This window comes from Streptantibioticus ferralitis, assembly GCF_029223525.1.
In the GTDB taxonomy this organism is placed as follows: Bacteria; Actinomycetota; Actinomycetes; order Streptomycetales; family Streptomycetaceae; genus Streptantibioticus_A; species Streptantibioticus_A ferralitis.
Map to the genome: position 1 here is coordinate 105,174 of NZ_JARHTQ010000004.1, position 24,280 is coordinate 129,453.

At 69.3% G+C, this 24,280-nt stretch carries 18 protein-coding genes and 3 pseudogenes; 16 read left to right on the forward strand and 5 right to left on the reverse strand.

What is annotated here, in order from left to right:
* The first annotated feature begins 433 nt into the window (after window positions 1-433).
* The 3 genes from P2L57_RS07795 to P2L57_RS07805 all read left to right on the forward strand — a co-directional run bounded on the left by P2L57_RS07795 (window position 434) and on the right by P2L57_RS07805 (window position 3,646).
* Window positions 434-1,492 (forward strand): permease, encoded by a 1,059-nt coding sequence (locus P2L57_RS07795; protein WP_275810436.1) that lies wholly within the window; start codon window positions 434-436, stop codon window positions 1,490-1,492.
* Window positions 1,489-2,223 (forward strand): TIGR03943 family putative permease subunit, encoded by a 735-nt coding sequence (locus P2L57_RS07800; RefSeq protein ID WP_275810439.1) that lies wholly within the window; start codon window positions 1,489-1,491, stop codon window positions 2,221-2,223. The genes P2L57_RS07795 and P2L57_RS07800 overlap by 4 nt, the downstream gene beginning before the upstream one ends.
* Window positions 2,224-2,395: 172 nt before the next feature.
* Window positions 2,396-3,646, forward strand: a complete 1,251-nt coding sequence (locus P2L57_RS07805) for a polysaccharide deacetylase family protein (protein ID WP_275810443.1) — start codon at window positions 2,396-2,398, stop codon at window positions 3,644-3,646.
* 37 nt (window positions 3,647-3,683) lie between these two features.
* Here the strand turns inward: P2L57_RS07805 and P2L57_RS07810 are convergent, their stop codons facing one another.
* On the reverse strand, window positions 3,684-5,777 hold the full coding sequence (locus P2L57_RS07810; protein WP_372515643.1) for a transglycosylase domain-containing protein: 2,094 nt from the start codon (window positions 5,775-5,777) through the stop codon (window positions 3,684-3,686).
* A gap of 353 nt (window positions 5,778-6,130) precedes the next feature.
* Here P2L57_RS07810 and P2L57_RS07815 point away from each other — a divergent pair, with 353 nt between their 5' ends.
* The 10 genes and pseudogenes from P2L57_RS07815 to P2L57_RS07855 all read left to right on the forward strand — a co-directional run bounded on the left by P2L57_RS07815 (window position 6,131) and on the right by P2L57_RS07855 (window position 14,119).
* Window positions 6,131-7,300: an MFS transporter gene (locus P2L57_RS07815; RefSeq protein WP_275811140.1), complete on the forward strand. Its 1,170-nt coding sequence runs from the start codon at window positions 6,131-6,133 to the stop codon at window positions 7,298-7,300.
* Between the two features lie 29 nt (window positions 7,301-7,329).
* Window positions 7,330-7,539, forward strand: coding sequence for a hypothetical protein (locus P2L57_RS07820; RefSeq protein ID WP_275810446.1), 210 nt, complete (start codon window positions 7,330-7,332; stop codon window positions 7,537-7,539).
* Between the two features lie 182 nt (window positions 7,540-7,721).
* Window positions 7,722-7,991, forward strand: coding sequence for a hypothetical protein (locus P2L57_RS07825; RefSeq protein ID WP_275810449.1), 270 nt, complete (start codon window positions 7,722-7,724; stop codon window positions 7,989-7,991).
* 60 nt (window positions 7,992-8,051) lie between these two features.
* A complete protein-coding gene (locus tag P2L57_RS07830) occupies window positions 8,052-8,678 on the forward strand; it encodes an NADPH-dependent F420 reductase (RefSeq protein WP_275810452.1) in 627 nt (208 codons plus the stop codon).
* Between the two features lie 43 nt (window positions 8,679-8,721).
* On the forward strand, window positions 8,722-9,723 hold the full coding sequence (locus tag P2L57_RS07835; protein WP_275810455.1) for an alcohol dehydrogenase catalytic domain-containing protein: 1,002 nt from the start codon (window positions 8,722-8,724) through the stop codon (window positions 9,721-9,723).
* 156 nt (window positions 9,724-9,879) lie between these two features.
* Complete coding sequence (locus P2L57_RS07840; protein WP_275810458.1) at window positions 9,880-10,629, forward strand: SDR family NAD(P)-dependent oxidoreductase; 750 nt, start codon at window positions 9,880-9,882, stop codon at window positions 10,627-10,629.
* 321 nt (window positions 10,630-10,950) lie between these two features.
* Window positions 10,951-11,067: pseudogene (locus P2L57_RS40620) on the forward strand (DNA-3-methyladenine glycosylase I); the annotation flags it as partial.
* Between the two features lie 59 nt (window positions 11,068-11,126).
* Window positions 11,127-11,460: pseudogene (locus P2L57_RS07845) on the forward strand (hypothetical protein); the annotation flags it as partial.
* Window positions 11,461-11,996: 536 nt separating this feature from the next.
* The gene (locus P2L57_RS07850; RefSeq protein WP_275810461.1) at window positions 11,997-13,538 is read left to right on the forward strand and encodes an alkaline phosphatase family protein; all 1,542 of its coding nucleotides are present in this window, start codon (window positions 11,997-11,999) and stop codon (window positions 13,536-13,538) included.
* Complete coding sequence (locus tag P2L57_RS07855; RefSeq protein WP_275810466.1) at window positions 13,535-14,119, forward strand: hypothetical protein; 585 nt, start codon at window positions 13,535-13,537, stop codon at window positions 14,117-14,119. The genes P2L57_RS07850 and P2L57_RS07855 overlap by 4 nt, the downstream gene beginning before the upstream one ends.
* Before the next feature lie 209 nt (window positions 14,120-14,328).
* On the opposite strand, the gene P2L57_RS07860 is transcribed toward P2L57_RS07855, so the two are convergent.
* Window positions 14,329-15,477, reverse strand: coding sequence for an ABC transporter substrate-binding protein (locus P2L57_RS07860; protein WP_275810469.1), 1,149 nt, complete (start codon window positions 15,475-15,477; stop codon window positions 14,329-14,331).
* Window positions 15,478-15,895: 418 nt separating this feature from the next.
* The gene (locus tag P2L57_RS07865) at window positions 15,896-16,138 is read right to left on the reverse strand and encodes a hypothetical protein (protein WP_275810472.1); all 243 of its coding nucleotides are present in this window, start codon (window positions 16,136-16,138) and stop codon (window positions 15,896-15,898) included.
* A 245-nt stretch (window positions 16,139-16,383) separates the two neighbouring features.
* Here P2L57_RS07865 and P2L57_RS07870 point away from each other — a divergent pair, with 245 nt between their 5' ends.
* From P2L57_RS07870 to P2L57_RS07880, 3 genes and pseudogenes are all read left to right on the forward strand, one after another.
* The gene (locus P2L57_RS07870; protein ID WP_275810475.1) at window positions 16,384-16,614 is read left to right on the forward strand and encodes an SDR family NAD(P)-dependent oxidoreductase; all 231 of its coding nucleotides are present in this window, start codon (window positions 16,384-16,386) and stop codon (window positions 16,612-16,614) included.
* Window positions 16,615-16,634: 20 nt separating this feature from the next.
* Window positions 16,635-17,416: pseudogene (locus P2L57_RS07875) on the forward strand (thioesterase II family protein).
* A 99-nt stretch (window positions 17,417-17,515) separates the two neighbouring features.
* Window positions 17,516-20,995: a S8 family serine peptidase gene (locus P2L57_RS07880; RefSeq protein WP_275810480.1), complete on the forward strand. Its 3,480-nt coding sequence runs from the start codon at window positions 17,516-17,518 to the stop codon at window positions 20,993-20,995.
* A gap of 58 nt (window positions 20,996-21,053) precedes the next feature.
* On the opposite strand, the gene P2L57_RS07885 is transcribed toward P2L57_RS07880, so the two are convergent.
* The gene (locus P2L57_RS07885) at window positions 21,054-21,332 is read right to left on the reverse strand and encodes a hypothetical protein (protein ID WP_275810484.1); all 279 of its coding nucleotides are present in this window, start codon (window positions 21,330-21,332) and stop codon (window positions 21,054-21,056) included.
* A gap of 64 nt (window positions 21,333-21,396) precedes the next feature.
* A complete protein-coding gene (locus tag P2L57_RS07890) occupies window positions 21,397-24,279 on the reverse strand; it encodes an NHLP bacteriocin export ABC transporter permease/ATPase subunit (protein WP_372515644.1) in 2,883 nt (960 codons plus the stop codon).
* Window position 24,280 lies beyond the last annotated feature (1 nt).

A 24,280-nucleotide genomic window follows, 5' to 3' on the forward strand; every position in this document is an offset into this window, starting at 1 on the left:
CGCTGCGATGGGTAGGGGCCGCTTTTGCGGCCCGGTCAGGATCCCAGTGCACCGTGCGACGGGGTCGGCCGCGGAGGCGGCGCGGGCGGCTTCCCCGGAGTTGCGCGAGCGGTCTGCGCGGACGCCGACGCTCTGGACGGCCCAGGTGCACGTCGGGTCCTGAGTTCCCCGTGTCCCGCACACCGACGCGACAGGACCGCTGGATCTCCCCGGTTCCTCCCGAACGGCATGCCCGCGAGGACCCGGCGTTTGCCACGATGCGGGTGTTTCGGCGATCCTCGCCCGGGAACTGCCCGTCATCCCGGCGGCGTCCCATGATCTGACCGGCGCGACGCCAACGGTCGTACGCCGCGATGCCCCACGGCCCGGTCGCCACACCGGTCAGAAGGCCGGTCGAAAACCCGGTCATGAGGCTGAGGAACAGCGGAGACAGATGACGGACGAGATGACCATCGCCCCGGAGCGGGCGCGGGGAGGCGTGCCGGACCCCGCGCCTGCGCCGAGGCGGTCACGAAGACGGGCGGCGCCGCGTTCCCGCTGGCAACGGATCGGCTCCCTCGAAGTGCTCGTCGCCGGGATGGTGGTGCTGCTGGGCGGCCGGGTCTGGCTGGGCCGGTGGCTGCACGCCGGCTGGTTGGAGACCTGGTCGACGGTGTTCGTCGCCATTTGCGTGCAGGCGCTGCCGTTCCTGGTGCTGGGCACGCTGCTGTCCGCCGCGATAGCCGTGTTCGTACCGGCCTCGTTCCTGCAACGGGCGCTGCCGAAGCGCCCGGCGCTGGCCGTGCCGGTCGCCGGGATCGCGGGGGCGGTGCTGCCGGGGTGCGAGTGCGCCTCGGTGCCGGTGGCGGGCGGGCTGATCGCCCGGGGCGTGGCGCCCGCCGCGGCGCTGACGTTCCTGCTGTCCGCGCCGGCGATCAATCCGGTGGTGCTGACGGCGACGGCCGTCGCCTTCCCCGGGCACCCCGAGATGGTGTTGGCCAGGTTCGCCGCGTCGTTGGCCACCGCCGCGGTGATGGGCTGGCTGTGGGCCGGGTTCGGCCGCCCCGAGTGGCTACGGCCGCCCGTCCGGCGCGATGTCGCGGCCGGGGCGGCGCGGTGGCCGGCCTTCCGAGCCGCCCTGCAGCATGACTTCCTGCACGCCGGGGGCTTCCTGGTGATCGGCGGGATCACCGCGGCCACCCTCAATGTGCTGGTGCCCCGCCAAGTACTGGGCGGCCTCGGCTCGGTGCCGGTGGTGTCGGTGGTCGTGCTGTCGGTACTCGCGGTACTGCTGGCGGTGTGCTCTGAGGCGGACGCGTTCGTCGCCGCCAGCCTGAGTGCCTTCCCGCTGACCGCACGGCTGACGTTCATGGTGCTCGGGCCGATGGTCGACGTGAAGCTGGTGGCACTCCAAGCGGGCACCTTCGGGCGGCTGTTCGCGTGGCGGTTCTCCGGCGCGACGTTCGTGGTCGGCATCGTGGTCTCCTCGCTGGTGGGGTGGTGGCTGCTGTGAAGCGCGAAGTGCAGGCCGTCCTGCTGGTGCTGTTCGGCGCCACGGTGCTCCGAATCTCGCTGTTCAGCGACGACTACCTGAGGTACGTACGGACGACGCAACGCCCGTATCTGATCGCCGCCGGTGCGGTGTTGGTGCTGCTCGGCGTGGTGAGCGCGGTCGTGGCGATGGGCGCTCTGGTACGCGGCGACACGAGCGGCGGCGAACACCCCGCGGGGCACGACCACCGCCACTCGGGCCACGGAGGACCGCGTATCGCCTGGTTGCTGACGCTGCCCGTGCTGGCGGTGTTCCTGATCGCGCCGCCCGCGCTCGGCTCGTACACCGCTGGGCGGTCCGACAACGCGGCGCCCAAGCCCACCGCCGACTCCGGATTCCCGCCGCTGGCCGCGGGCGATCCGCTGGCGATGCCGCTCGCCGACTTCGACTCCCGGGCGGTCTGGGACAAGTCCCATTCGCTGAAGGGCCGTCGGGTGAAACTCACCGGCTTCGTCACCCCCGAGAAGGGCGGCGGCTGGTTCGTCACCAGGCTCTACATCAGTTGCTGCGCCGCCGACGCCCAGACGTACAAGGTCGAGGTGCGCGGTACGGACGCACCGCCCGCGAACGCCTGGGTGGAGGTCACCGGGGTGTGGCAGCCCAACGGGCAGGCGGGCCGGGACGACGCGGTCCCCGCACTGACCGCGCAGCGGGTGACCCGTATCCAGCAGCCCCGTGATCCGTACGAGTAGGGAAGTACCGAAAAGCACGCAGGGCCCCGGCAGCAGGGAACCAGCCCGCTGCCGTGGGCGTTTCTTCCTGCGGCCGGGTATATGCGTCACATCATCGGAATGCGACGTCTATGGCGGCCCAGCACGTTCGGGCCCGTGAACGCACCAAGGCCCGTGGCACGGAATGAGGTTGATGGTGAAGACCGCGCACGGCGCAGCCGCTCTGACCGCAGTGGGCGTCGTCCTGGCGCTCGCCTTCGCGTTGACCACCGGGGGGTCCAGCGCCGGTGACGAGGGTGGCACCGGCACGCAAGGACCTTCTCCGTCCTCAGGCGGCAGCGGCGGCAAGGGCTCCGCCAGCGGGCCCGCCTGGGACGGCAAGGTGAAGGTGATCGGCGACGGTTCCACCTCGTACACCGGCCCGCAGCCCAAGCAGCCCAAGGCCGAGAAGCTGAAGCCGGGGGAGAGGCCACCGCAGTTCGTCGTCTTCTCCTGGGACGGCGCCCTGGAGGGCGACGACCACATGTTCTCCCACTTCCGGCAGGTGGCCAAGGACAACAACGCGCAGATGACGTTCTTCCTGAGCGGGATGTATCTGCTGCCGAAGTCCAAACGGATGCTCTACCACCCGCCGAAGCACGACGCGGGCAGCGCGGCGATCTCGTTCGCCACCGACCAGCACATCCGCGACACCCTGGAGCAGTTGCGCCAGGCGTGGCTGGACGGCGACGAGATCGGCACCCACTTCAACGGGCACTTCTGCGGCTCCGGCGGCGGCAAGGACTGGAGCACCGCGGAGTGGACGAGCGAGACGAAGCAGGCGTATTCGTTCGTCGAGAACTGGAAGACGAACACCGGATACAAGGACATCCCACCGCTGCCGTTCGACTACCAGAAGGAGTTGGTGGGCGGTCGCGCACCGTGCCTGGAGGGACAGAAGACGCTTCTCCCGGCGGAGAAGGCGATGGGCTGGCGCTACGACGCCAGCTCGCCCGGTGACTTCCAGGTCTGGCCGTCGAAGAAGGACGGCATCTGGAACTTCCCGATGCAGCTGATGCCCTATCCGGGCAAGGACTTCCAGGTGCTGTCGATGGACTTCAACTTCCTTTACAACCAGTCCGGTGACAACACCGAGGGCGATCCGTCCAAGTACGCGCAGTGGGAGAAGGAGACCCGCGAGGGCTATCTGAACGGCTTCGAACGCGTCTACAACGGAAGCCGGGCCCCGATGTACATCGGCAACCACTTCGAGAACTGGAACGGCGGCATATACATGCAGGCCATCGAGGACGTGGTGAAGGACGTCTGCCGCCGTGACGGGGTTCGCTGCGTCACCTTCGCCCAGCTCACCGACTGGCTCGACGCCCAGGACCCGAAGGTGCTCGCCCGACTCCGGCTGCTGGACCCGGCGCAGGCACCTGACTGGAAGACCATCATCAAGTGAGCGCCGGGGCCTGTCCGTCGGCCGACCGCCCGACCGCTCAGCCGACGGCCTTCTCGTAGTCGGCCCACGCCGTGGCGGGCCAATCGGTGCGGAACTGTCCCGTCGGTGCCCCGCCCAGACCGTCCAGCGAGACCAGCAGTTGTGTCTTCGGGTCCACCCGGAACAACGACACGGCCGTGGACAGGTGCTTGGTGTAGCCGACGAACCAGGCCGAGGTGTTGTCCTGCACGGTGCCGGTCTTCCCCGCCACCTGACCGTCCCTGGTCGTCGTCCCGCCGAGGGCGTCCCGCGCGGCCGTCGCGCTGCCGCGCTGTACGGCGCCTTCCAGGGCCTGGGTCACGGCGCCCGCGATCTGGGGGCTGAACGGCTGGGTGACGGCGGGCTTGTCGAGGCTGACCGCCGCGCCGCCGTGCACGATGCGCAGCACCGAGTACGGCTCGGTGTGCGTGCCACCAGCGGCGAACGTTCCGTAGGCGTCCGCCATCCGGATCACACTGGGCGTGGAGTTGCCCAGCGCGAACGCCGGTACCTGAGCGCCGAGTGTGTCGGGCAGCAGCCCGGCGTCCACGGCCGCCTTGCCCACGTGGTCAAGGCCCACGTCCATGCCCAACTGCGTGTAGGGGCCGTTGACGGACTGGGCCATCGCCTCGCGCAGGCTGATGCGGCCCCAGGACTTTCCTCCGTCGTTGGCGGTCTTCGCCATCTTCCCGCCGCGGTCCCAATAGGGGCCTTCGGGTGTTTTGACGGGCACCTTGTCATCGCCGTTGTACACGGTGTCGGGGGTCACCGGTGTCCGTGCGGCGCCCCGCTGCAGCTGTACGCCGTCCCGCAGTGCCGCTGCGTACACGAACGGCGTGAACGCCGAACCCGCCGGTACGGTTGCGGCGTTGGCGTCGTTGAACCCCTGTTTGAGGTAGTCCTCACCGCCGTAGAGTGCGACGATGCGCCCGTCGGGCACAACGGATGCGGCACCGACCCGCACATTGCGGTCCGCTTCGCGCTGCTCCGGTTTGAGTCCCGACTTCATGTTCTGCACGGCGCTGGTCAGCGCCTTTTCTTTCGGCTTGTCGAAGGTGGTGTAGATCTGGTAGCCGCCGAGGTCGAACTGGGCGGGGGAGATCTTCGTGTGGGCGGCCGTGTACGCCTTGGCGGTCTCCACCAGATAGCCCGTCTGGCCGCTGAGGCCGATCGTCCGCTTGGGCTCGATCGGCTCGGGGAAGACCGTGTACTTCGCCCGCTGTGCGGCGGACAGTTCGCCGTTCGCGACCATCCGGTCGAGCACCCAGGCCCAGCGCACCTTGGCCCGGTCATGATTGGCCCGGCTGATCGCCGGATCGTAGTCACCGGCGCCCTTGAGCAGCGTGGCCATGAACGCGGCCTGACTCGGGTCGAGTTGGGACACGTCCTTGCCGTAGTACGCCTGCGCGGCCCGTGCGATGCCGTAGGTGCCGCGACCGAACCAGCTGGTGTTGAGGTAGTTCTCCAGTATCTGCTGTTTGCTCAACTTGCTGTCCAGCTTGATGGCGATGAATATCTCGCTGATCTTGCGGGAGAGCGTCTGGTCCCGGTTGAGATAGGCGTTCTTCACGTACTGCTGGGTGATGGTGGAGCCGCCCTGGGTGTCACGGCCCTGCACCATCTCGTAGACGGCGCGCAGCATCCCGGAGGGCGAGACGCCGGAGTCGGTGTAGAACGTGGCGTTCTCGGCCGACAGCACCGCCCACTGCACCGACGCCGGTACCTTGCTGAGCGGCAGCGCCTGCCGGTTGACCTGCCCGGTGCGGCCCATCTCGGTGCCGTCGGCCCAGTAGTAGACGTTGTCCTGCTGGGTGGCGAACGAGTTGAGGTCCGTGGGTATCTGCGTCCGCTCGTAGGCGAACGCGATGACCCCGGTCAGCAGGCCGAGGGTGCCCACCACGAGGGTCAGCAGCTGCCGCCAGGAAGGCAGCCAGCGGCGAATGCCCTGCCGTCCGGGCCGCGGGTACCCCCACCGCAACCGCCGGACGGCAGCCGCCAACCGAGGTGAGCGGGCGACGAATCCGCGCACCGAGCGGACCATCGCTTGGGCACGGAGCCGCCCCGCCACGAGTATGGAACTCTCGCGTGGCACCGCGCGTCTGTGACGGCTCATATGTCACATTCCCCAGGTCACGAGTTGGAAGGACGCCTGACCTGTCCCTCCCCGACTTCCTGATGAGCCTAAGGCCACAGTCGAACATTCTTCGCAGCGCAAGCACTCAAGTGTGTAACAGGACAACGGGCGAGCGCATGGGGCAAGTCTGGCGGCACCTGGCGGATCGACTCGGTAGGTCCGGTGGTTGCCACGGACAGGGCGAGACAGACGCCGCCGCCGTGGCCGCCGGGACTTCTTATGGGGGTGCGTGGTCGACACGGTATGGCATCAAATCGATACATGACTCAATCGATGCTGACGATCGGTGAGACCGCCGCGAAGTTCGGCCTGGCGACGTCGACGCCTACACCCTGTGCCTGTCCGCGTTCGTTCTCTCCTGCGGATCGCTCAGCGACCGGTACGGCCGGCGCCGAGCCTTCCTCACCGGCGTCGCCGTGTTCACCATCGGGTCCGCGATCTGTGCGTTCGCGCCCGGAGTGGGTGTGCTGATAGCCGGGCGCGTCGTCCAGGGAGTGGCAGCCGCGACGATCACTCCCGGAGCGCTCTCGTTGCTCGCGCAGGCCTTCCCGGATCCCGCGACCCGCGCCCGGGTGATCGGCATGTGGGGGACGTGCAGTGGTCTGGCCGTGGTGCTGGGGCCGGTACTCGGCGGAATCCTGGTCGACCGGTTCGGCTGGGCCAGCATCTTCCTGGTGAATCTCCCGCTCGGCGTCCTCACCCTCGTCCTCGGTGTGCGCTGCATCCCGGAATCCGCTGATCCGGACCACGCCGCGCTGGATCCGGCCGGTCAGGTCATGGGCGTGATCTGGCTGGGCGCGCTGTCCTACGCCCTTGTCGAGGGCGGCCACCGCGGATGGGGAGCCGCATCCACACTGACGACGCTCGCGGTCGCCGCGGTGGGGCTGACCGTCTTCCTCGTGCTGGAGCTGCGCCAGAGTCATCCCATGCTGCCGGTAAGGCTGTTCGGCAGAGCGGCTTTCGCCGTCATCAACGCGGCGTCGTTCCTCCTCGGCTTCGGCGCCTACGCGGTGTACTTCCTGCTCTCCCTCTACCAACAGCAGGTCCGTGCGAACAGCCCGACCATGACCGGCCTGGAATTCCTTCCGCTGTCGGTAGCGATCGCGGTCGCCGCAACCTACGCCGGGCGCCTCACCGGCCGCTTCGGACCTCGGCGTCCGCTACTGGCCGGGTACGGCCTGGTCGCCGTGTCACTCCTGGCGATGCTGACCCTCGGGCCCGACACCGGGTATCCGCTGCTGGCCCTGCTCTTCGCCGTCCTCGGCGTCGGCATGGGTCTGGCGATCACGCCGACGAACCCGCCGTCCTCACCGCCGTTCCCCGGGAGCGCTCCGGTATCGCCTCGGCCACGGTCAACGCCACGCGCCAGACCGGAACCGCCATGGGCATCGCCCTGCTGGGCTCGATCCTCAGCACCCGTGCCACGTCGAAGCTGGACTCCGCATTCCAACGGGCCGATGCCAACTCGTCTCACCGGCACCAACTCAGCGGACAAGTCGTAGCCGACGGCGGCCACGATCGGGCACACGCCGTGCACCTCGCCCCCGCAGAGCTGCACCGTCTGTTCAGCGACGCCTTCAGTGCGGGGCTGCACCTTGCGGTCCTCATCCCCGGTGTGGCGACCGCGGCGGCCGTCGCGCTGGCCGCGCTCTTCCTGCCGCGAAGGCCGCCGGAGCGGTCCCCGGCGCCGCATCGGGTGCCGGATTCAGTCACCGGCGCCGAAGGTGACGTGCGCGGCTAGTCCGGTCCTCCGCACATGACCGATTCGGAGCACTCACCGAAGAGCAGGCCAGCGCCGAAGAGGTTTTCCTGCGCTACCAGGGCCAAGCCGTCCTCGAGCGCCGCTACCACGACTTCAAGGGCCCGCTCGCGGTCGCCCCGATCTTCCTGCAGCACAACCGGCGCATCCAGGCCCTGATCAGCGTGATCTGCCTGGCCCTGCTCGTGTTCTGCCTGATCGAACGGCAGGTCCGCCGGGCCCTGGGCCCCGACCAGACCATGCGCGGCCTCTACCCCGACAACCGCGCCGTCCGCCCCACCGGCCGCATGATCTTCTACCACCTCGCCAGCCTGATGATCCGGCCCGGCACCAGCACCAGTCCACCCGTCGTCCTGATCAACCGAGGAGTCCAAGCACACCTACTCGAACTCCTCGGCATCGACGAAACCCGACCCCGCTGGCTGGAGACCTAACTCCGCACGTGCGAAGTGTGGGGCTAGCATGGTCTTTGCACACAATCGAGGAAGACCACCATGAACACACACCACGTCATCGGCGTACTCGGCGCGGGAGAGGTGGGGCAGGCGGTCGCCGGCCAGGCGGTCCACCATGGCCATGAGGTGCTCATCGGCAACCGTCGGGGCCCCGAGACTCTCGAAGCCCTAGTGGGCGGGCTCGGGGGGAAGGCCCGCGCGGTAACGGCCGAGGAGGCCGCGAAGCCGGAGCTCGTTTTCCTCTCGGTGCCGTTCTTTGTCGTGCCGGACCTGACGGACCTCACCGACTGGTCCGGGAAGATCGTTGTGGACACGACGAATCAGTTCGCGGCGGCCAATCCCTGGCGAGGCCGGTACGACGTCGGTGACCTCACGGGCAGCGAGTGGGTGGCGCGCCATCTTCCCGGCGCCCGGGTCGTCAAAGCTCTCAACACCCTGTTCGCGTCGTACATCGCCGGGAACACCCAGGGGGCCGAGGGACGGCTTGTGGCCTTCTACGCCGGCGACGACGCCGACGCGAAGGCGGCCGTAGCCGCCCTGCTTGACGAGTTCGGGTTCGCCGCCCTGGACCTTGGCGGTCTGCGCGAAGGCGGGCGGCTGATGCAGCTCGACGGAGCACTCAGCGCGAACCACGCGAAGCTCTTGCTGCAGATGGACGTCGGCTGACCCCCGGGGCGAGCCCCAGACCGACCTCCGCAAGAGGAGAATCATGAACCGTCGTGTGGTCTACACCCGTGGCGGGCCGCCCTCCGACGTTCTCACCGTCGTCGAGGAGCCGGAGCCGGCGCCCGACGGCGGCCAGGTCCTCATCCGTACCACGGCCTTCCCGATTCACCCTGGTGATCTCCTGGCCGTCGATAACTACCCAGGGGAGGCGGGGGATCCGGTTCCGGCCGGGGCTGAGGCCACCGGCGTAGTGGAGGCGATCGGCCCGGGAACGACCGTGGCGCCGGGTGTCGAGCCCGGCAGTCGGGTAACGGTCTTCAGTCCGGGGGCGTGGTCCCAGTGGATCGTGGCGGACGCTGAGGAGGTCGTCGCCGTACCTGAGGAGTTGTCGGACGAGGTTGCCGCGCAGATGGTGGTGAACCCCCTCACTGCGGTCATGCTGCGCCGTGAGGCGGAGGAGCACCCGGTCTTCGCATACGAGGGCGTTATGGTGCAGACGGCCGCGGGCTCGTCGGTCGGACGGCTGCTGACGGGGATGTGCCAGTTCCACAGCCTGCCGCTCGTCAACATCGTCCGCAGCGATGGCGGTGCCGCCGAACTGCGCAAGCGGTTCCCGGACGTGCCAGTCGTGTCGACGCAGCACCCGGACTGGGCAGACGAGGTACGCGAGGCGGCAGGCGGCCGCCCCATATGCGTGGCCCACGACCCGGTCGGGGGGAAGCTGGCGGAGAGGCTTCTGGACCTGCTGTCGCCGGGAGGGAAGCTGGTGATCTACGGGCCGCTCGCCGAGGAGCCGATCACGGTGCATGCGGCGAAGGTCCTGTACCAGGCGCTGATCGTGAAGGGCGCGAACCTTGGGCGTTGGCGCTTGGAGGTCTCCGCCGAAAGGCGGGCAGCCGACGTCAGCGCCGCGAAGCAGATCGCGCTGGCGCTCGCGGACCAGTTCGACGTACCCGCGACATACGGCCTGGGCGAGCTGGCCAAGGCCGTCGAGCACGCAGGCCGGCCCGGCAAGATCGGTACCGTCCTCGTCCGCCCCTGGTAGGCGAGCGGACCTCACGACCAGCGGAGGGCGCTCCCGCCGGTTGCGGCGCCCCAAAGCGGGTTGTTGACTGAGTATTAAAGGCACGAAAGCGGCTAGGCGGGCATTCGCCGTCGCGGGAGTACCGGAGAATCCCGTCGTCGGCTGGAAAGGGAGATCATGGGACAGCTCGATGACAAGGTCGCTCTGGTGACTGGCGGGTCGACCGGGATCGGTCTGGCCATCGCCCAGCGGTTCGCCGCCGAAGGTGCCACAGTTTACCTGACCGGTCGGCACAAGACCGAGTTGGAGGACGCCGCAGAAGCCATCGGCGACCGCGCTATCGGCATCCAAAGCGATGTCTCCCATCTCGACGACCTCGATCGCCTCTTCGCGATCATCGAGGGGCGCAGCGGACGAGTGGACATTATCGTTGCCAACGCCGGCGTCGCCGGAATGGCGCGACTGGGGGAGATCACCGAGGAGCAGTACCACCTGATCTTCGACATCAACGTCAAGGGGACGATCTTCACCGTCCAGAAGGCGCTCCCCCTGGTGCCGGACGGGGCTTCGGTGATCCTGCTCTCGTCCACTAATGCCTCGACGGGTGTCGGGGCCATGGGCGTCTACAGCGCCACGAAGGCCGCCAACCGCAGCCTGGCTCGAACCTTCGCCGCCGAACTCGCCCCCCGGGGAATCCGGGTCAACGCCATCAGCCCAGGCCCGATCGAGACACCCGGCATCCGCGGGCTGGGGAGTCAGGAAGCCGGCGGAGACCCACTGGCGGACAGCCTCTCCCAGAGGATCCCGCTCGGCCGGATAGGCCGCGCCGAAGAAGTAGCCGCCACGGCCCTCTTCCTGGCCTCGGACCAGAGCTCGTTCACCACGGGAGCCGAACTCTTCGTGGATGGCGGCCTCGTCCAGATCTGACGCCGCACCACTGCCCGGCGGCCCTCAGATGACGGGACCCTCAGGTGACCGGCCCCTCAGGTGACTGCCTCTCAGATATCGGGCCCGGTAAGCCTCGACCAGCCCAGCACCCTGTTCGCGTCGCTGGGCAACCCCGACATCAGCGCAAGTGGGTCGTGAGCTCGACGGCTATGTCGCGGAACTGCTGACGGCCCTGGGCGCCGAGGTCCCGGCGGAACTTGAATCGTGACGATGGGTGTGGACAGGACGCTGGAGGGTCGGATGAGCAGCGACGTGATCACCCGATAGCACGGGAAGCCGCGCTGTGCGTGGGCCGGCGCCGACGACACCGCACTGAGCCGCTACCACGACGATGTATGGGGGACCCGCTCTCGCGACGGGTCGGCGATGTTCGAGGCGCTGACCCTCGGCGTTTTCCAGGCCGGTGCCCGATCTTGATGGTTGATTCCAACTTTCAGGCTGTTAGGGAGAGCTGGAGTCCGGCGAGGTGGCTGTGGTCGATTGCCGCCATCAGCGGACGGATCCAGCGGCGCGGCGCATGGCGGGTACCTCGGATCCTCAAGGTCGAGTCCGCACTTGGAAAGGTGCACCTGGACCTGTCCCGGGCGGTCATCGAGCATCCGGTAGTCGACATCGAGTTGCAACTCGGCACCGGCAGGGCCAAGATCACGGTGCCGCGCGACGCGATCGTCGACGTCGAGGATCTGCGGACCGTGTGGAAGGCCCCGCTCTACAAGACCCGTCGGCGCTCCCGCCCCGGGCGGACCGAGGATACGGATCTCCGAGGCCATGGGGTTCGGACGGTTGAAGATCCGCCACGCGCGGCGTTGAGGCCCGACCCGCCACCAGGACCGTCTGTCCGGCACTTCTTCGTCCCCGCTCGACTGCTGGTGCTGTGACCGCACAGGTTCGCCGGGTTGGGTCAGGCTGCGGTTTGGAGAGGGCGTCCGCCCCAGCGGATGCCCTGCCTGGGAGCCATGGTGCTGCCCGAATTCAGCGTCATCGGCGGCCCGTTGGAGCAGTGCGGCACGATCACCTCTGGCCGCTCGCCGGGGACGGCGCCGATGTGCCGCTGGTCATCCAGCGCCGCCTCTCGGCTCCGTCCCCCGAGCCGCCCGCGACCTGCACCAGCTCTTCGTACGACGCGCCCACGCGTACCGAGCCACGCGGTGACGCAGGACGCGGGCCGCTCCGGTCCGCTCAGCGGCGGCAGTCGAACTCCCACAAGGCGGACGGGACTTGCACCACGCTCAACGGTTCAGTGAGAGCGGTTTGCCAGTGAACTCACCTGTTTCGTGGATGTATTCACCGAGGCTTTACGCTGTTCACCCTGTCGTAGTGCGATGTCGGCGTTCACCATGTGATCTATGAGATTCAGGGGACTACGGTTCGGCCGGACCAGCCGGACCAACGAGGGAGGCGGCACACGCCGCTGGCGGATGATCGCCTTGGCGAGCGCCGGTGTGCTGGCCGCCGCTGGACTGACGGCCACCGCCGACACGGGCGTGGCGTCGGCGCACACGGAGGCGTTCCATCCACCGAAGATCAAGCACGTGTGGATGATCATGCTGGAGAACAAGTCGTACGAGGCGGCGTTCACCGGGCTCAACCAGAACAGCTACCTGTGGAAGACCCTGCCGCAGTACGGCGAGTTGCTGCGCCAGTACTACGGCACCGGGCACTACAGCCTCGACAACTACATCAGCGCCGTCAGCGGCCAGGCCCCGGCCCCGGACAACCAGAACGACTGCCCGCAGTACAAGAACGTGGCCCTCGGCTATCCGGCGGCTGACGGCCAGACCTACGCCGCCACCGGCTGTGTCTACCCCAAGTCCGTGCCGACCCTGTTCAACCAGCTCGACGCCAAGCACGTCGGCTGGAAGGCGTACATGCAGGACATGGGCAAGACCCCGGGGCGTGAGGACCCGTACCACTGCGGCATCCCGGGCGACCCGACCGGCAACGGAGTTCCCGACCCCGGCGGCGCCACCCCGGCCGACCAGTACGTGCCCAAGCACAACCCGACCGCCTGGTTCCACTCGGTCACCGACAACGCCGCCGACTGCAAGAACGTCGTGCCCCTCGACGGGCGGGCCGCCCAGCCCGGCCACCCGGCCCAGAGCGGCCTGGCCCAGGACCTCAAGAGCGAGGCCACCACCCCGGCCTTCTCCTGGATCACGCCCGACAACTGCTCGGACGCGCACGACTCGACCTGCAAGGGCGACAACGGCTCCGGTGACCCGAACAACCACCAAGGCGGCCTGTACGCCTCGGACTTGTTCCTGGAGAAGTGGATCCCGCAGATCATGGCCTCGCCCGCGTTCCAGGACGACGGCCTGATCGACATCACCTTCGACGAGGCGTTCCCGCCGTACAAGCTCTACGGCAACTCCACCGCCGACTACCAGGGCAACTCCGACCAGAGCCTCAACACTCCGACGGACACCTCGCAGTCGATCGTCGCCTGCTGCAACGAACTCCCCGGCCCGAACACCAACCAGCCGGGCTTCCAGGCGTTCGGCCAGGACACCACCCCGGGCGGCGGCATCACCGGATCCGTGCTGATCTCCCGTTACATCAAGCCGGGCACCATCAGCGACCAGCCGTACAACCACTACTCCTGGCTGCGCAGCATGGAAGACCTGTACGGCATCCACGGTGGCGGCACCGACGGCCACGGTCACATCGGCTATGCCGCCATGCAGGGGCTACGTGCGTTCGGCCCGGACGTCTACAACAACCCCGGCGGGCACGCGATGGCACCGGCCGCGCTGGGCACCCGGGGCGTCTACTCGGCGACCTCCACGCCCGCACAGGACCAACCGGCGCTGGTGACACCGCAGTTCACCGGGGCCAACGCGGTCCGCGACAGCCTACGGCCCGGCGCCGCCGCGGGAGCGGGCAAGTGACCCATCGCACCACCTGCCGGGGCCGTACCCGTTACGGGTACGGCCCCGGCGCCCGCCGTCCGCTGGCCGCCGTGGCGCTCCTCACCCTGGGCCTGGCCGCAACCGGCTGTGCGCACAAGTCGGACGCCCCGCAGGACCTGGGGCGTGTCCCCATTCCGTCGGCGCCCGCCTCACCCGTGGTGCCGACCGCGTCGGCGGGGCATGCCCAACTCGTCGCGATGGGCGACGCGGTCCGGGTCAGTACCGGCAGCGACCAGGCGCTGATCACCGCCGCCGGTCCCGACCTACGGCTCCCCAGCACCGCCAGCGGCAGGCCGCCCGACTCCGCACCGGGGACGATCACCGTCACCGTGCGGCCGGTGAGCGGCAGCACCGCCCTGCGCGCCGACGACCTCACCATCACCGATGAACTCGGCCACTCCGTGCGCTTCACATCGGACCGGCCCGCCGCCGACGCGAGCCAGGGCCAGGCAGCGGTGCTGCACCTGGCCGCGACCTACGCCGCCGGGCACTCCACCATCACCTGGAAGCCGGCGGGAAAGCCCGTGGTCACCTGGGACTTCGAGGTGGAACTCGACTGACCCCGGCCCGAGTTCGGCGGTTGGGGCGCATCGGCGGGGCCGATCCGATGGATGCCTCCGTGATGTGTGGCCACTCGGCCGCCAAGCTCGTCACGGCCGGGATGCGCCGAGCCAGGCGAGGCACGCGGCGACCATGGTGGTCGCCCTGAACGCCGGTGGCCGGGCGACGGTGAGTCCGTCGCCCGGCCGCTGATCCGCGTCGTCTGCCGTTACGAGACGGTCTGGGCCCACTTCGCGATGACGGTCTTCTTGGCGGTGTCCAGCTGGTCCTCGGTCGGGAAGGCGGGCGAACCGGTGACCGCGGGGAGCTTGCCTGCGGCGACGGCGTCCAGGCTGCCGTCCACCTCCATGGAGTCCATCAGCGCCGGGCGGGCGTAGCCCTTGAGGAAGAGGTTCTGGCCCTCGGCGCTGTACAGGTACTCCTCCCAGAGGCGGGCGGCCGCCGGGTGCGGGGCGGAGGCGTTGATCGCCTGCGAGTAGTACTGGGCGTACACGCCGTCGGAGGGGACGGCCACCTGCCAGTCCAGCCCCTTGCTCTTGAACGCGTCCGCGTAACCGGCGTTCAGGTAGTCCCAGTCGATGGTGATCGGCGTCTGGCCCTTCTGGATCGTCGCCGGAGTGGCCGGCGTCGGGTTGAAGTTGCCAAGCCGCTTCAGCTTGCCGAAGAAGTCGAGTCCGGGCTGGATCTGGACGAACGAGCCGCCGTTGGCCATCGACGCCGCGTACACCCCGCCGAACGCGGCACCCGACTTGGTCGGGTCGCCGTTGAGCGAGACCTCGCCCCGATAGTCCGACTTGAGTAGATCCATGAAGGTCTTCGGGCACACCTTGACCCGCTTGGCGTCGCAGCCGATGGAGATGTAGCCGCCGTAGTCGTTGTACCAGGCGGCGCCGGAGTCCTTCTGGGCGGCGGGGATCTTGTCGAACCCGGCCACCTTGTAGGAGGCGAACAGGCCCTGCTGTGCGCCGCTGAGCGCGAAGGACGAGCCCAGGTCGACGACGTCCGGGGCGTTGCTCTGGCCCTTGCGGGAGGTGATGGCGTTCACCTCGTCCTGGCTGGAACCGGGCGGGTTCTCGTCCTGGACCTTGATGCCGTACTTCTTGGTGAACCCGTCGATGATCGCGCCGTAGTCGGCCCAGTCGCGCGGCAGGGCTATGGCGTTGAGCGTGCCTTCCTTCTTCGCGGCGGCGGCCAGGGCGTCCATACCGCCGAGGTCGGCCGCGGAGGTGGCGGTGGCCGCGCTCTTGTCGTTCGCCGTGGTGCTCGTGGCGGGCGTGGAGCCGCAGGCGCTCAAGGTCAGCGCCGCCGCCGCCAGGACGCCGGTGGCGCCGATTGCCCGGGTACGGGGCACGTTCACGGGGTCTCCTTGCGGGGGTCTGAAGGGGTCAGGCTGGCCGTGCAACTTGACGGGCTCAGTACGTAGCAGTTCGGTGGCTGAAAAGTGAACAAGTGGCCGAGAAGCGATGACGGTAGCCGGAACGGAGCGGGCCGTCCAGAGCGGACAGGCCCCATACGGTGGGTCTTTGCCGGTTTGCGGTCGGTTTGATACCGCCGGTCGGCACTGATCGTCTCCACTCCGTTACAGAGGCAAGATCCTTTTGCGTCGTCCTGGATGGGACCGGGGTCGCCTGCCGCTGTACGAGATAGCCCCCGAGGCCCCTAACCGGGGCGATCGGGGGCGAGAGGTGCGAACGGGCAGCAGTCGATACACCGCGAGGCGGCGGACGTTCACTCCGATCGCGCTGCCGGTGTTCTGAGGCCTCAGCCCCGGGACGTCACACGGGGCGTGTGTGCAACCCGGCGGCGACGGCCCGTCCGCTCACCACTGCCGTGACGTACGGCTTCACATCGTGGGCCTTGGCGCCGTTGTTCACGAGGAAGTCGGTGATCCGGTCGCCGAACGAGGGCGCGAACGCCTTGGACAGGGCCACGACGTCGCCCTGATCCGCGACGTGTTCGCTGGCTGCGAGATGGCAGTAACGAGCGCTGCCCAGCGCAATGAAGAACCGACGCCCCACGTGTTGCCCCACCGCCGTCTGCCCACCGGCTCCCTGGAACTGTAGCGGGACCAGCGTGGTTGCCGAGGCCGATGTCGATCCAGCACGACCAACTCCATGTGGGACGGCACTGGATGAGCCTTCGGGGCGACTGCCCGGCTGAGGTCTGATGTGCCGTAACGAAAGGGCCGCGCAAGGATGTTGACGGCACGGCAGGCTGTCCCATGCCGAGCAAGGTCATCCCAGGAAGCAGGAGCAAACACGACATGGCTGGTTGTCCCGTCACCCTGATCACGGGCGGTTCGAGCGGCATCGGCGCGGCGAGGGCGGGCCGGCTGCTCGCAGCAGGGCACCGCGTCACCGTCACCGGGCGCGACAGCGACCGCCTGGCCCGCTTCGCCGAGGAGGCGGAGGCGAAGCCGGACACGCTGCTGACGGTCGTCGCAGACGCCTGCGACTACCCGGCGGTCGAAGCCGCGGTACAGGCCGCGTCGTGACCGCCACCCCGAGATGCCTGGTGATTCCGCATCCCCGGCCGACGGCGGGCCGACGACTTGTCGTCTTTCCGCACGCGGGAGGGGGTGCGAACTTCTACCGGCCCTGGAGCGAACTGTTCGGCCAGGACACCGAGGTGCAGATCGTCCAGTACCCGGGCCGCGAGACCCGCATGGCCGAGCCGTTGGTCAGCGATCCGGCCACGTTGGTGGGCGAAGTGTCCGAAGCCCTGCGCGCGACGGACAACGGCTCGATGACCACGGCCCTCTTCGGCCACAGCATGGGGGCGATCATCGCCCACGAAGCCGCCTTGGCGCTGGAGAGCTCGGGCGGCGTCCGCCTCACCGACCTCTTCGTCTCCGGCCGCCGGGCACCCGGAAGCCACTCGCCCGTGGAGGATCCCGGAAGCGGGCCGCCCCGTCCCCGTACCGACGAGGAGATCCTTGAGTCGCTGCGGCGCCACGGCGGGACCCCGATGGCGCTCTTCGACCAGCCGTTCGCACGCGAGCTGTTCCTCCCGTGCTGCGCAACGACTACCTGCTGGTCGACTCCTACCGGCCGCCGACCGGGCGGCCGGTTATGGCGGCGTGGATCACCGCCCTGTGGGGCTGTCAGGATGCCGCTGTCAACCATGAGTTGATCCGCGGGTGGGACCGCTGGACCGCCGGCCGGTTCCGTGAGCATGTCTTCGATGGCGGCCATTTCTACCTGGTACCGCAGCTGGAGCGCGTGGTTGACGTGATGCGTGCACAACTGCGCGATTGCCCTCTTTACGGGAGGTCTTCCATGCGCTGGAATGCGTGAGCTTGTCGGGACGGGTGTTCCAGAAGCATGCACGCGTCCGACACCGGTACGTGCGCCCTGGCAATACCCCCTGACGTCTAATCAGACGAAAGGATGTCAATGTTCGGCTGGCGCAAACCGCAGCTAGCAGGCGTCACTCTCACCGCCGCGTCCATGGTCCTGGCCTTCGGCACGGCCGCGAACGGCACCCCGCTGACGCTGACTTCTGCACCGAACGCCCAGGCGGTCTCGGACAACAGAGCACCGACACCTGTGATCGTGATCCTGAAGGACCAGATACCGAGCGTCCCGGCCGACGCCGGGCATCTGAAGTCGCGGGCGCGGCAGACCGCGTCCGCGCAGGCTCCGTTGCTGGCGAAGGTCAAGGCGAGCGGCGGCACCCGGATCAAGAGCTTCGTGGTCGGCAACGCCTTCTCCGCGACGGTCAGTCCGGCGCTACGGGCAGCCCTGGCGGCCGACCCCGCGGTCGCCTCGGTGGTCCCCGACGAGACGGTGACGGTGAACCCGCCGCACGCCGCCCCGCCGGTGGCGCCGGGTGGCACGAAGGGCCCCAGGGCCAGCACGCCCAAGGCCCAGGGCTCCGCCCACAACGGGCAGCAGGACCCGAACGCGATCTGCCCGAGCGACCCGTCCAAGCCCCTGCTGGAGCCCGAAGCGCTCTACTCGACGCATGTCGAGAGCACCCCCGGCTCGCCGGGCGCCCAGGACATCGCCGACGGCAGGGGCGTCAAGGTCGCGTACATCGCCGACGGGCTGGACCCCGACAACCCCGACTTCATACGGCCTGACGGCTCGCACGCGGTCATCGACCACCAGGACTTCTCGGGCGATGGCTGGGACGCGCCCAGCGGTGCAGCGGAGGCGTTCGGCGACGCCTCGGCGATGGTCGCGCAGGGCACCCAGAGCTACGACCTGTCGAAGTTCGTCAACCCGACGCACCCGCTGCCCGCCGGATGCAACATCCGCATCAAGGGCATCGCACCCGGCGCCTCCCTGGTGGCCCTCAAGGCAGGCGGCAGCACGTTCCCGAACTCGGCGATCCTGCAGTCCATCGACTACGCCGTCTCGGAGGCCCATGTCGACGTGCTCAACGAGTCGTTCGGCAGCAATGTCACCCCGGACAGCAGTGCGCACGACACCATCTCGCTCTTCAACGACCAGGCGGTGGCCGCCGGTGTGACCGTGACGGTGTCCAGCGGTGACGCCGGCATCAACAGCACCATCGGCACACCGTCCACCGATCCGCATGTGATCTCCACCGGTGCCTCGACGGACAACCAGTCCTACCTGCAGACCGGTTACGCGGCGGCGCAGTTCTCCAATGGCACCTGGGCCGACAACAACATCTCGGCGCTGTCCTCCGGAGGCTTCACCCAGGCAGGACGCACCGTGGACCTGGTCGCCCCGGGCGAGGCGGACTGGGCGCTCTGCTCGCCCAAGATCTCCGAGTACACCGAGTGCACCAACTTCAACGGCACCGGCAGCCCGATCCAGCCGTTCGGCGGCACCAGCCAGTCCGCGCCGCTGACCGCCGGTGCGGCGGCCCTGGTGATCCAGGCCTACCGGGACGGCCACCAGGGCAAGTCCCCGACGCCGGAACTGGTCAAGCAACTCCTCACCGGTACCGCCCAGGACCTCGGCCTGCCGGCCCAGGAGCAGGGCGCGGGCCTGCTGAACGTCCGCGGCGCCGTCGAGGCCGCCCGCGGCTACCAGAACTCCTCGGGCGCGCGGCAGAGCGACACCCTCGCCGTCACCACCGGCCAGGTGGACATCACCGGCCACCCGGGCTCGGACCACACCGCGAACGTCACCGTGGTCAACACCGGCCACACCACCCAGACGGTGAACGGCGCCACCCGTACCTTCGCGCCGCTGGCGGACGCGCGGCAGACCGTGGCGCTGAACTCCTCCACCGACCAGCAGTTCGCGTACGCCACCAACGGCGCGCCGTGGGTACACCACGACGTGAAGTTCACCGTCCCGCCGGGTGCCGACCGACTCGCCGCGTCGATCGCCTGGAAGGGCGCCGCACAGCGCTCGGGCGCCAACACGGTGACCCCGGTGGTCCGGCTGACCCTGCTGGACCCCTCCGGCCGACTGGAGACCAACACCCGTCCGCAGGGCGGCCCGGTCTCGGCGAACTTCGGCATCGCCGATGTTCCGCACCCGGTCGCCGGTGAGTGGACCGCGATCCTCTACACCCCGGTCGGCAGCAACGGCTTCACCGGCCCGGTGCAGTTGGACACCGCCACCCAGCGTGCGGTGCAGGCCGGTTCGGTGAGCCCGCAGGTGACGCAACTGGCGCCGGGCCAGAGCAAGACCCTGCACGTCCACCTCACCACTCCGGCGACCAGCGGTGACAGCGCGGAGTCGATCACCGTCGCGGGCTCGAACGGCCACACCACCAGCGTTCCGGTGATCCTGCGCAGCCTCGTCGACCTGTCCGGCGGTCGCGGTGCCTTCAGCGGCGCGGTCACCGGCGGCAACGGCCGCGATGCCTCGCCCGCGCAGTCCTTCACCTATGCGTTCGACGTGCCGCGCGGCCACCGCGACGTCCGGGTCGGCGTCACGCTCAGCGATCCGAACGGGCTGGTGCAGGGCACACTGATCAGCCCCAACGGCACGCCGATCGACATCGAGAGCAACGCCCTCATCAACCCGGCCGGTGACCTCACCGGTACCACCCGGGGCGTCTCGGCCACCACGCTCAACCCGGCCGCGGGCCGCTGGCGCTTCGTCCTGGTGGTGATCAACCCGGTCAGCGGTGCCGAGCTCAACGCGCCGTTCCACGGCACGATCGGCCTGGACCAGGACCGGGCGACCGCCACCGGCCTGCCGAACAACGCGGCCGCCAAACTGGCGGCGGGCAAGCCGACCACGGTGAACGTGACCTACACCAACAACACCGCGGCCACCCAGATGCTGCACGCCGACGGCCGGCTCGCCACCATGGTGGACCTGCCGCTGGTGCCGCAGGTCACCTCGGGCACCGTCGCACTGCCGCTGCACCCGACCTCGACGGTCCCCGGCTTCCTGGTGCCCCCCGGCACCGACAAGCTGACCGCCGTCGCGGCCTCCTCGGTTCCCGCGCAGCTGGAACTGGGCGCCACCAGCGGTTCGCCCGACGCGTTCGGCGATCTCAAGCAGGCGCAGGACGGCTCGACCGTCTCGGTAGTCAAGGACGAAGGCAGCACCTCGCAGCCGGTCGTCCCGGGCTTCTGGAGCAGCTACGTGCAGCAGATCGGCCCGTTCCCGGCCGCCGGGGCGCCGGCGGGCACCTCGACGATCACCGCGAGCGCTCACACCCAGGCGTTCGACCCGGCGATCACCTCCAGCACCAACGACCCGTTCGCCGCCGCCGCGAACGCCTCGGCACCGGCGCTCAAGCCGGTCGCCGTCAAGCCCGGCGCCACCGGCACTCTGCAGGTCACCATCACCCCGCGCGGGCCCAAGGGCAGTACGGTGCACGGTGTGCTGTACCTGGTGTCCGCGCCGGGCGGGGTGGTCACCGCCAACAACCAGATCGGAACCACCGGTTCCGTGCTGGCGGCGATTCCCTACAGCTACACCGTCAACTGACGCACACCAGTTGAACCGGCCGAGGCCGCCCCGCGCTGGGGCGGCCTCGGCTGCTTCGTCAGCGGGGTGCGGCGGCGCTGCGCGCGGCGGCCGTCCGCGCGGCGTCGAGCAGATCGTGGACGTCCTCGCGTTCGGGCGCCAACTCCGCGGCGTGGCGGGCCTGCTGTAGGGCATCCGCGGGGTGGTCCGATGCCGGCAGCAGGGATGCGGCGGCGTAACGCGACTCGGCCAGCATCTCGCCGGGCACCAGGCCCGCCTCCGCTTCCGCGACGCAGTACCGGACGGCCCTGCGCTGCAGCCGCGGCCACGGCGGCGCGCGGACTGCGAATGAGCACATCGTCCGATGGCACGGCAACCCCCCTGGCTGCGGTCATGCTACTCGGCCGGCCCACCGCGAGCGGTCAGTGGATCTGGCGGCGGACCAGCTCATGGAACAGGCCGCCGGTGTCGGCCAGCAGTTCGGCGGGCGGCCCCTGCTGGACGACCCGGCCGTCGGACATGACGACCACCCGGTCGGCGTCCATGATGGTGGACAGCCGGTGGGCGATCACCACGCGGGTGGCTCGCAGCTTGCGGGTGCTCTCGATCACCACCCGCTGAGCCTCGTTGTCCAGTGCGCTGGTGGCCTCGTCGAAGAACAGCACCCGCGGGCGGCGGATCAACGCCTGGGCGATCATCAGGCGTTGGCGCTGGCCGCCGGAAACCGTGCCACCGCCGTCGGAGAGCACGGTGTGCATGCCCATCGGCATCCGCTTGATGTCCTCGGCCAGCCCCGCCAGCTCGGCGGCCTCCCAGGCCTCCTCCAGGGAGAACATCTCGGCACCGCAGATGCAGTCCAGGATCGAGCCGGTGAACGGCTGGGCGTTCTGCAGGACGACCCCGCACTGGCGGCGTACGGCTGCCTGGTCGAGGGCCGCCAGGTCCTGGCCGTCGTAGAGCACGCTGCCAAAGACCGGTCGGTCGAAGCCGATCAGCAGGCGCAGCAGGGTCGACTTGCCGCAGCCGCTGGCCCCCACGATGGCGACGAACTCGCCCGGTGAGACCCGGAACGTCACGTTGTCGAGCACCAGCGGCCCGTCCTCGGCGTACCTGAAGGACAGGTCCCTGGCCTCGATCTCGCCGGACAGCGGGCCGGGTGCCGTGCTGCCCCCGCGTACCTCGGGCACCTCGTCGAGCACCGGCTTGATCTGCTCGTACAGCGGGAGGACGGAGGCGGCAGAGATGAGCGCACCGGTGAGCTGCGTCACCGAGGTCAGCAGCATCGTCACGGCGGTGTTGAAGGTGAGGAAGCTGCTCGCCGAGAGGGAACCGCGGGCTGGACCGGCGAGCAACATGAACATGATGAGCGTGCAGAACGGCAGATAGACCGCGTTGAACACGGTGATCAGGTTCTTGATCCGGCCCACCCGCCGCTGCAGTTCGCGACTGCGGGCGAACTCGCGTGCCCAGGCCGCGTAGGCGAAGCTCTCCGCCGCGGCGACGCGCAGTTTGGGCAGTCCGCGCAGTGTCTGGAACGCCTGGTTGTTGAGCCGGTTGTTGAGCACGGTCAACCGGCGCTGCCACCGCAACTGCCACAGGCCGAGAGTGAGGAACACCGCGCCGATGACGACGAGCATCGCCAGCGCCGTCAGTGCCAGCGAAAGGCTGTACCACAGCAGCAGAACCAGGTTCACCGCACCGACCGTGCAGGCCTGTACGGCCACCGAGCTGATGCCGGACAGTACGCGGCGTATCGCGCTGATGCCCATGGCCGCGGTGGCCAGCTCTCCGGTGGAGCGCTCGGCGAAGAACTTCGTCGGCAGCCGCAGCAGCCGGTCCCAGACGGCCGGTTGCAGCGTGGCCTCGATCCGCCCTTCCATCCGGAGGATGGAGATGTTCTCCAGCAGCATGAACACGGCGGACACGATGGCGGTGGCCACGATCGCCAGTGAGGTCTGGACGATCAGGCTGTTCTCGGCGTTCGGCACGTAGGTGCCCAGAACCTGCCCGGTCGCGATCGGCACCACCGCCCCGAGGACGACCGCGACCAGTCCGCCGAGGACCAGGTTGCGCAGGTCCATCCGGGTTCCGCGCAGACTGAAGCGGAGCAACCGCCAGACGGGCAGCGGCTGTTCCGGCAGCGGCCGGTAGAACATCACCGCGTGCGACTCGAACTCGTCGGCGTTGGCCGAGCCGATCCTCGTCCGGGCGCCGGTGTCGTCCACCGCCTCGTACCGGCCTCGGCGCCACAGCAGTGCGACGGGGGCCGCGGTGCCGGCCCGGTAGCCCACCAGCGGGCCGGTGTTCTCCCGCCACCAGCGTCCGGCGAGCTTGACCACCCGGGTACGGAACCGCGAACTCAACGCGATTCGCTCGACCGGGTTCAGCCGGTCGTTCATGGCGCCGCCCTGCGCGGGTGCCGTGACCGTGATTCCGGCCGCGGCGGCGACCCTGCGGCAGACGGCGAGTGTGGCGTCGTCAGCCTCCGTGACCGGACCCGCCGAGGTGCGTCCCGACCTGTCGATGGACGCCAGCAGCGCCTGATCCGCCTGCGCGCGAACGGCCTCGCCGGCCTTGATGCCCGCCGCCGTCCGGTCCTCGTGAGCGCGCTCCAGCTGTTCGATCCAGCGGTCCAGCGCGAACAGCAGCCGGGCCTGCTGGTCGACCAGGCGCTGCCACAGCGCGCCGTCGATGAGCAGGTCCTTGGCCGCCTCCATGCTGTACGCGGCGCCGTACTGCAGGCTGCCGGGGTCAACCGACATCCACAGGATGCCGTCGTCGCCCGACTCGTAGTCGCCCGTCGGCCGCCACTCGCTCGGCGGCGCCGCCAACTGCTGGTGCTCGCTGGCCGGTTGGCCGTTCAGCGGCGTTTCGAACAGGACTCGCAGGCCGCGTCCGATACCGCGGGTGAACGCGTCCTCCAGCGGGCTGAGCCCCCCCTCGGGGACGTGGTACGACCAGGTGTCGCCGTACTCCGGCCGGAACAGCTCCCTCAGTTGGATCCGGCGCAGCACGCAACCGCTCAACGGCCTGCCGATGAGGGTGTGTTGCGGGCCCTCGACCGGTCCGAGCAGTAGAGTTCCGGCTTCCAGCCGGCCGAGGAAATGCCATCGCCCCTGTAGCACGGCGTCCGCCGCGAACAGGTCCATCGCGCCGTCCGCGACCAGCCACAGCACATGCGGCCCCTCCAGCGGCAGACTGCGCGAGCTCGTGCAGTCCACCGCATCGCCCAGGCCGCCCATGGCGTGCAGCACCACGTCGCCCGGCGCGGCGCCGGTGGCCGCCAAGTGGTGAACGGATGTCACG